Origin of the sequence: Levilactobacillus suantsaii (assembly GCF_004115745.1) — a bacterium.
Lineage (GTDB): Bacteria > Bacillota > Bacilli > Lactobacillales > Lactobacillaceae > Levilactobacillus > Levilactobacillus suantsaii.
Genome location: NZ_QXIL01000065.1, coordinates 1 through 628, shown reverse-complemented (window position 1 = coordinate 628; position 628 = coordinate 1). Strand labels below are relative to the sequence as shown.

At 41.9% G+C, this 628-nt stretch carries 2 protein-coding genes; both read right to left on the bottom strand.

What is annotated here, in order from left to right; genetic code table 11:
• Window positions 1-219: ATP-binding protein (locus tag DXH47_RS11945; protein ID WP_225423588.1), on the bottom strand; the 219-nt coding region annotated here is incomplete at its 3' end.
• Window positions 220-228: 9 nt separating this feature from the next.
• A partial coding sequence (locus tag DXH47_RS11560) for a Mu transposase domain-containing protein (protein WP_404820043.1) occupies window positions 229-628 on the bottom strand: 400 nt, incomplete at its 5' end.

Here is a 628-nt window from a genome sequence, read left to right as displayed (position 1 = left end):
TAGTGTCTTTTTCTGCGGAAAGTGTGCCCGCTTTACGATTCGTTCTATCGATTGTTCTTGATTCCATTCAAGCTCAGTGCTCGTCAGTGTAAGCATTGCCTCAGTAAACGATAGTTGTTGTTGATTAATTTGGTCAACATATTCTGGTAGATACGCAACCATTTTGGTGAGTCCTAGGGACTCTAAGTTAGTTAGTAGCTCCTGAAATTTACTAGTCATTATCATCACCTAAACCTGGTCATATTCGCTAAGATGCTCTGCGATGTATGCCTGTATATCCTGCTCACTTTGTCCCTTTAAGAGGTCGGACCCCAATATGCGGACACGGTCTTGCTTATCGTAATTAAATTGATTGGTCGTTATATTGTGCGAACGGATCATTTCTCCGTTATAATAAATTTGGATACGCTGCTCATTATCGGTCAGCTCGATATCGACTGTGCGACCAATGTAGCGTGGATCAACGGAGTACTTACATTTACGAAAGTTAACCATCGATTCTTTAGAGACGATACGGGTAATATCTTCCTCAAAGAATGGATTTAACAGGTTGGCTGGCTGTTCATGTAGGTACTCTTTTTCTTCGTTCTGCCACTTATCCATTGGAACCTGGTTGGTGGCTTGCGAA